The 7,935-nt window shown below is 45.9% G+C and carries 7 protein-coding genes; 3 read left to right on the top strand and 4 right to left on the bottom strand.

Going from position 1 to position 7,935, the window contains the following annotated elements:
* Window positions 1-259 (top strand): ABC transporter permease (locus F6K20_RS15530; protein ID WP_353736763.1); only part of this gene is annotated, 259 nt, incomplete at its 5' end.
* 155 nt (window positions 260-414) lie between these two features.
* Here F6K20_RS15530 and F6K20_RS15535 read toward each other — a convergent pair.
* Complete coding sequence (locus tag F6K20_RS15535) at window positions 415-1,149, bottom strand: ABC transporter ATP-binding protein (RefSeq protein ID WP_008181244.1); 735 nt, start codon at window positions 1,147-1,149, stop codon at window positions 415-417.
* Between the two features lie 153 nt (window positions 1,150-1,302).
* Here F6K20_RS15535 and F6K20_RS15540 point away from each other — a divergent pair, with 153 nt between their 5' ends.
* Window positions 1,303-3,267: a TolC family protein gene (locus F6K20_RS15540; RefSeq protein WP_287295241.1), complete on the top strand. Its 1,965-nt coding sequence runs from the start codon at window positions 1,303-1,305 to the stop codon at window positions 3,265-3,267.
* Between the two features lie 25 nt (window positions 3,268-3,292).
* Here the strand turns inward: F6K20_RS15540 and F6K20_RS15545 are convergent, their stop codons facing one another.
* The 3 genes from F6K20_RS15545 to F6K20_RS15555 all read right to left on the bottom strand — a co-directional run bounded on the left by F6K20_RS15545 (window position 3,293) and on the right by F6K20_RS15555 (window position 4,716).
* A complete protein-coding gene (locus F6K20_RS15545; RefSeq protein ID WP_287248358.1) occupies window positions 3,293-4,261 on the bottom strand; it encodes a ParB/RepB/Spo0J family partition protein in 969 nt (322 codons plus the stop codon).
* Between the two features lie 2 nt (window positions 4,262-4,263).
* Window positions 4,264-4,443 carry a hypothetical protein gene (locus F6K20_RS15550; protein WP_287248356.1) on the bottom strand — a complete coding sequence of 60 codons (180 nt, stop codon included), beginning with the start codon at window positions 4,441-4,443 and terminating at the stop codon, window positions 4,264-4,266.
* A gap of 102 nt (window positions 4,444-4,545) precedes the next feature.
* Window positions 4,546-4,716: a hypothetical protein gene (locus tag F6K20_RS15555; protein ID WP_287248354.1), complete on the bottom strand. Its 171-nt coding sequence runs from the start codon at window positions 4,714-4,716 to the stop codon at window positions 4,546-4,548.
* Window positions 4,717-5,679: 963 nt separating this feature from the next.
* Here F6K20_RS15555 and F6K20_RS15560 point away from each other — a divergent pair.
* On the top strand, window positions 5,680-7,935 hold a 2,256-nt coding region (locus tag F6K20_RS15560), incomplete at its 3' end, for a glycosyltransferase (RefSeq protein ID WP_287295243.1).

Genomic DNA, 7,935 nt, shown 5'->3' on the forward strand with positions numbered 1-7,935 from the left:
TACCCAGACAGAGATTAGGCTGCAGTTTATTCTAGAAGCTGTTTTACTAAGTCTCGTTGGAGGTACAGTTGCGATCGCCACGGTACATTGGGCGACGATTGGGGTTGCCAATAAGTTTGAGTTGCCCTACGAATTTGAATTGGAAACGGCCACCTTGGCATTAAGCTCGGCAGTGGTGGTAGGGGTAGGCAGTGTTTTCTTCCCCGCCGTGCAAGCCAGCAAACTAGATCCAGTGAAAGCACTGCGCTCATCGAAGTAATATCATGTCCAGTTGAATACTTACACGAGGCGCGAAAGCAAGGCAGAGGGCAGAAGGCAGAAGGCAGAAGTAAAGGAGTAAGGTTTCAAGAGAGAAGGTTTTTTATCACTAATTATCCGGACTTGATATAAACAACTCTTCCCCATCGCCAATCCCTAATAAGCAACGGCAACCTGAAGCATCTCCTCTGGCGTAAGATGGGAATGCACCACTTCCCCATCACGGAACCAGACAATGCGCCTGGTGAGACGGGCTACCTCTGGCTCATGGGTTACCATCACTACGGTGATACCACTGGCATTGAGTTCCCCAAACAATTCCATCACTTCCCCAGTAGTGCGAGAGTCGAGAGCTCCAGTCGGTTCGTCGGCGAGCAAGAGAACAGGGTTGTTGGCAATAGCCCGAGCGATCGCTACTCTTTGCTGCTGTCCCCCAGATAATTGAGTGGGTTTATTATACATCCGATTTTCTAAACCCACTCGCTTCAAGGCTTCCTCGGCGCGATCGCGTCTTTCTGCCTTTGGCATCCCTGCATAAACCATTGGCAAAATCACATTGTCCAGCGCTGTCATCTTAGGCAATAAGTGGAACTGCTGGAAGACAAAGCCAATATTGCGATTGCGAATCTGGGCTAACTCTACATCAGTTAGCCCAGAAACATCTAGATTATCGAGATAATAGTGTCCTGAGGTTGGTTGGTCAAGACAACCAATTATATTCATGGTTGTGGATTTTCCCGAGCCAGATGTGCCCATAATTGAGCAATATTCACCCTGCTCTATAATCAGGTTAATGTTAGAAATGGCGTGAACTGCTGTATGGCCACTGCCATAAACTTTAGAAACCTCCTCCAAGCGAATAGCCACAGGTTGGTACTGATTACTTACCATTTGTGCAATTTCGATTGAATCATTGATTAGATTCGTTGGATTTCAACAAGTTAGAATAGCTAATGTAATTTTAGCAACATAGATATGGGATGTGTGAAAAGGATAAAGATTAAAAAATTCCCAATTCGCGCTTATTGCTACTTGGGTGATTAGATGTACAACAGACTTGACGTAATGATACCTCTGTCGGCAATTTTGGGGACGGTTTGTACTTTTGTCGTCCCTCAACCCTCTCAAACCAATCCTCATCCTGAGTTGCCTTTTAATCCTATCCAAACTGCCAATGCCACAAATCTTTTAGTAAACGTCAGTCCTCTCAATCAACAAGTTGGGCAAGCAGGCATTGTTGGTGAAGCTGGGGGAAATAGGGGAGAAGTCGCCGTGTTTCTTCCATCCATAAGCAGCGGAAAACACCGCCAGTCGAATGCTCTTAAAAAACCCGATGGCGGAACGCACAAAAGGGGAGACGCACAAAAGGGGAGAAGTTCGAGTGTTCCTTTCATTAATCCCAGTGGAAAGAGCCGTTTTTGGAGCGTTCCTCAGGAACACAAGACAGAGAGCAGTTCAGTGGTGCAGATGCCAAGTTTTGCTTCTCTAACTACCAATCGAAGTAACAACCAAACTCAACCTATCAAGGCAAATTTCCAGGAAAAAGCAGAACGGACTCAGCCCGATACTGAAACTAGAAAAGAACAAGAGCAGGAACAATTAGCAACAAAGCCGCAGAAACTAAAATTAACCCTTTCTAATGTTGTCATCTTAGCCTTGCAAAATAATAGAATTATCAAAAACGCTTACCTTCAAAGGATAATTGACCTACAAGAACTGGCAGTAGCTGAAGATGAATTTGCTCCCAATTTTACCCCAGAAATGTTCGTTGAATTCAATCGTAACCAGTTAGGATCCACTCTAAGAACAGACAGTGAATTAAATTTAGCTGTAACCTTGGATCTCAATATCATCACTGGTGGAGACCTGAAGGTGACGTGGAGTCCTAGAGGTAGATGGCAAGACAGTAATAATATTAGCAGCATCGGAGACGACTTATTAAGTCAAAATTTAACTTTCAGTTTTATACAACCTCTCTTAAGGGGATTTGGAGTAGATGTCAACAGAGCTCCTATTCAGATTGCCCGGCAGGAAGAAGCGATCAACATTGTTGAGTTAAAATCGAATCTGATCAACACCATTACAAATGCTATCGAAGCTTACCTGAGGTTACTCCAAGCTCAGGAACAAATCAAAATCGAGCAGCTTTCCCTAGAGAGCGCCAAACGGCAAATGGAAGTTATAGAGGCTTTGATTGATGCTGGCAGGCGAGCACGGGTTGAACTCGTCCAAAGCGAGACAGAAGTGGCTAACCGAGAAGTGAGCTTATTAACAGCTAGGAATAGACTTGCTCAAGCTGGTTTAGATCTGATTGAGATTCTCGAACTTGAGCAAAATTTAGAACTAGTAGCTGCAGATATTCCGGCTCCAGTAGACTCAACCCCTCTGGATTCAGAGAAGCTACAGCAATTAGCTTTGGTAAACAACCCAGATTATTTGCAATCTGTGAGCCGATTAGAAATAGCTAAATTAAACCTATTGCTGGCAAAAAATGAAAGGCGCTGGAACTTAGATTTCCAGGTAGACTATGACTTAACTACCACCACTCTGGTAGGCGATGATACAATGGACTTGAGGGGCAGACTCACTTTAAAACGTGAATTGGGTAATCTTAGCCTAGAACAGGCTGTTGAACGCAGTAACATTCAACTCCAACAAGCCAATAACAATTTGCAGGAAGCACGTGAAACTCTAGAAATTGAAATTAATAACAGAATTAGAGATGTGAAATTCCATCTCAGACAGATACAAGTGGCGCGGCAAGCCAGAGAATTATCTGAACAACAACTACAGAACGAACGGGAAAAACTGAGATTGGGAGTCAGAGGAACTCGACTGATCGATGTTTTGGATTTCGAGAATGACTTGGTACAGGCCAAAAATAGGGAGCTTAATGCCAGGATTGACTATTTAAGAGCTTTGACAAGACTTGAGCAAACTGTCGGAATCACACTGGATAGATGGAATATCAAGATTGAGGCAGCTAAAGCCATCCCAGGTAGAAGGTGAACATTGATAGCCGCCAAAGATGCTCTTATTTATCTTCAGCAATCAAAGCTTCCAGTTCTGCCAACAAAGATTTCAACCTATCCTGTTTGTCAGGATTAGAGCACACCTTAAATTTTTTCACTCGTTTGTAGGTACTTTCCAATTGCTGTTGCAGTTCCCTCTCTGGTGAGGGAGGCTGTAAACCTTTCACCCTCTCTCGAATTTGATTGATTGATAAATTATACTCTATAGCAGCCTCCAGAATCTCCATGCGGTCAGATTCCGATTCTACCTTGCCTATTTCCCTAGCTTTTGTATATTCGATTGACCCAGACCTCAACGCCTCCAAGATATCACTAGTAAGGTTGAGTAATGGCAGCCTGTGGGTTCGGAAAGACTCAGGAGACATCTTGCCAATACTGGCAAACACGTCTGTAAGTATATGTTGATCTTCTGGGCGGACATCGTTGTCCACCGCCAGGTGCCGTTTAGTTTTTGATAATTTATTTAACAGTGAGATAACCCATCCCCTATCGGTTGACAACCTCAGCGCCAGTAAATCCAAAATACCTTCTGTCTCCTCCAGCGGGTTCAAATCCTCTCGTTGCAGATTCTCCGTCAGCGCATACTGTATTGCCTGAGTATCAGACATCTCCCGGATGGTTACAGGCACTTCGCTCAAGGAGCATTCTTGAGCGGCGCGATATCTTCTTTCTCCAGCCACCAACTCATACTTATCACCCACTGGCCTTACTAATAAAGGCTGGAGGATACCTTCACGGCCTACTGACTCCACCAGAGATTGCATTGCCTTGGGGTCAAAATAGTGCCTGGGTTGAGTAGCTGGCAGGACAATCTGGGATAGTGGTACTAATTTAGCAGCTAAAGCGGAAGCATCTTCTTGCCTTTCCGGAAACACAGTAATGATAGCTTCTTTTTCCGGTTGAACAACGTTTTTTGGCTTAGACTTCGTCGACCTGGTGGACGCTTGTCTGGTAGTTTGTCTAGGACTCATGTTTAAATCCCCATAACTAATAGAGTTGCCATAATTTTAACCTTATTATTATAAGAGTTGTTGGCAAATTGCTCATAGACAGCACTGAACCTTGGCATTAGCTCATCAAATGCTTTCCGGTTCAACCCTCTAAGTGCCCGCAGCAGTCGGTCTTGTTTCTGTGCTCGCTCACTAGTTATCATTGCCCCTCACCCGCAGGCTCACCTCCTAGTCTCCCCTATTTCCCAACAAGTATATTATCTATTCGGGGGGGGCGAGCACGGCTTGGGTTTTGAAAGGATATATTACTTTTGACTCTTCTGGTCAGATACAGAAACCCCAGCTAGCAGTTGGCTACAAACCATGGCACCTGCGTCGGGTTTTCGGTTTCTGCTACTACTTCGTCGCCCGTTCCGTGATTCCTCTTCAGGTAAACAAACGTAAAACCTACTCGACTTAGGAGTAATAGTTGCCATTTTGCCTAGACTTAGGAGTAATAGTTGGCTAGGATTGATGCAATCGGTTATAAAAAATACGTCAAATAAAACTCGTAACAGGAGACTGTATTTATCCAGAAGCGTTCAAGCTTTAAAACCTTCAACAAAAATCTAGCTCAAATTGTGAGATATTTGAATAAATTATGACTAGTTAATTATTAGCCAAAATGAGTGCTCCATTTCCAAAAATGGATGACATCTTGATTAGATCAACTTCGCTATTTACCAGGAGGTATGAGTCAATAAATAAGTGATATTCATTGGTTTAAAAAGATTATATATTTTTAGCAATTGCTTCTTGACAGCACTCCTAGACTGATTTATAGTAAGTTTTATTAAGCGATTCAACACTTCTGGTCAAAACCTTCCTAAAACTCATTGGTTATATGCCGCCAAGGTTGGTCAAGTTGATAGTTTTTTTTATTGAAGATTATCACACCTGGTTAATTAACGCCCTTAGGACATGGGAATGGTCAGATGTGTGGTAAAATAAGTTTGGTTTTCCTAGTCGCTATGTAGCCAGATTCAACTTTTTGAAAGGGTTCCCAACGGTGTATATTGTCAAAGCTATTGTCACGCTTTGGCCCAAAAATAGGAACCTATACAGGTCGAGTTGCTACTCGCCCAACCAGCTCATTCAATATTTTAAAAAAACACGGACTGGTTCAAGGAATCAGTCATAAATATTGCAGCGTATTGATGCAGTCCCTCATGGGGGAAACCCCCTTTGGCCGACTGCATCAATACGCTGCATCAATACACTGTACACAGGAAAGATAGATACTCCTATAGTTTATAGGTCAAGGGAAGCTCTACCCTTGTGCTCTTTATGTAAGAGGATCAACTCCTCACCAATACCTCACAGATGCAGTCACTTAGGAGCGACTGCATCAAGACAATGACAGGAGTATTCGTTTTTTCCCTTACCAACCCCAAATTGTTATGAAGAGTTGCAAGACTAAAATTTGCCCTGCAGTCAAAGGCAAGTTTATTGTCGTTGGGAGCAAAAAACTTTATATTAAGGGAGTCACGTATGGAACATTTCGCCCCAATAGGCAGGGGGAACTGTATCCCAAACCCGATGTAGTTGCCCGGGATTTTGCCATGATGGCGTCACAGGGAATTAACTCAGTTCGCACCTACACTGTTCCCCCTGGCTGGTTGCTTGATTTGGCTGCCAAGCACAACCTTTATGTGATGGTAGGACTACCTTGGGAACAGCATATTGCCTTCCTCGATCAGAAGAAGCGCATCCAAGACATAGAAAAGCGAGTACGGGCGGGGGTGCGTGCCTGTGTTGGACACCAGGCAATTCTCTGCTATGCTATCGGTAATGAGATACCAGCCCCCATTGTGCGCTGGTATGGTCGTCAACGGGTGGAGAATTTCCTCAAAAGACTTTATCTAACTGTCAAAGCCGAAGATTCAGAAGCCCTGGTGACTTATGTCAACTATCCTAGCACCGAGTATTTACAACTTCCTTTTGTGGATTTTGTCTGTTTTAATGTCTATCTAGAGTCCCGGGACCGACTGGAAGCTTACCTTGCCCGCCTCCATAATATAGCAGGGGATCGACCGTTGGTGATGGCTGAGATTGGGCTAGATAGCCTCAGAAACGGGGAGGAAACACAGGCGAAAACCCTGGACTGGCAAATCCAAACTATCTTGGCAGCTGGCTGTGCTGGCTGTTTTGTCTTTGCCTGGACTGACGAATGGTATCGGGGAGGTTTTGACATCGAAGACTGGGATTTCGGTCTCACTGATCGCCAAAGGCGTCCTAAACCGGCGCTCTCAGCCGTTCACCAAGCCTTTGCCGCAGGACCATTTCCGGCATACCTCCCCTGCCCACGGATCTCGGTAGCTGTCTGCTCCTACAACGGAGCAAGTACCATACGAGATACCTTGGAAGCGTTGCAATATCTCGATTATCCTAACTATGAAGTTATTGTAGTGGATGACGGTTCTACTGATGGCGTTGCTGCAATTGCTAAGGAATACAAGGTGCGGGTAATCATCCACAAGCAAAATAGGGGGTTAAGCAGTGCCCGGAATACCGCCTTAGAAGCCGCTACGGGTGCCATCATCGCCTACATCGACGACGATGCCTATCCCGATCCCCACTGGCTCACCTATCTAGCTGCTACTTTCCTGAAAGGAGACTGGGCAGGAGTTGGTGGACCCAATATCCCCCCTCCCGGTGATGGCTTGATAGCGGATTGTGTTAGCAACGCACCGGGAGGACCAATCCATGTCCTGCTTTCCGATCAGGAGGCAGAACACATTCCTGGTTGCAACATGGCTTACTGGAAAACCCACCTCCAAGAGATTGGTGGATTTGATCCCCGGTTTCGGGCTGCGGGGGATGACGTGGATATCTGCTGGCGGCTACAGGAGCGTGGCTGGAAAATAGGTTTCAGCCCCAGCGCCGTTGTCTGGCATCATCGCCGCAACTCGGTGAAGATGTACTGGAAACAGCAACAAGGATATGGTAAGGCTGAAGCCCTACTGGAACAGAAATGGCCACAAAAGTATAATGCCGCCGGTCATCTCAATTGGTCTGGGCGGCTTTACGGTAAGGGGCTAGTGCAGATACTGGGCTGGCGCTTAAGTCGGATATATCACGGGACTTGGGGTAGTGCCCTGTTCCAATCTGTCTATCAGCCTGCACCAGGGCTGTTTCCCGCACTGCCAACCATGCCGGAATGGTACCTAGTCATCCTCGCTCTTGCAGGGCTGTCCAGCCTGGGACTGCTCTGGAAACCAATGGTCTGGACAGTCCCCTTCCTGCTTGCTGCTATTGCTGCACCTGTTACTCAAGCCATCCTGAGTGCTTCTAAAGCTTCTTTTACAACCCCTGTTGCATCTCGCCTCCCCCGCTTCCAGCTTTATAGCTTGACAGTACTCCTGTATCTGCTACAGCCCCTGGCACGACTCAAAGGTCGCCTTGACAACGGGCTCACCCCCTGGCGAAGGCGTGGTGTCTCCTTTTTGCAATTTCCCAGACCTCGGAAAGATCAGATCTGGAGCGAGTCTTGGCAGTCCCAGGAACAGTGGTTGGAAAGGTTAGAATTTGGACTCCGGGAACAGGGAGCAGTGATTTACCGTGGCAGTGATTTCGACCGCTGGGATCTGGAGGTGCGGGGTGGGTTGTTCGGCGCTGTCCGGATACTAATGACCATTGAAGAGCACGGTGGGGGA

Origin of the sequence: Moorena sp. SIO2C4 (assembly GCF_010672485.1) — a bacterium.
In the GTDB taxonomy this organism is placed as follows: Bacteria; Cyanobacteriota; Cyanobacteriia; order Cyanobacteriales; family Coleofasciculaceae; genus Moorena; species Moorena producens.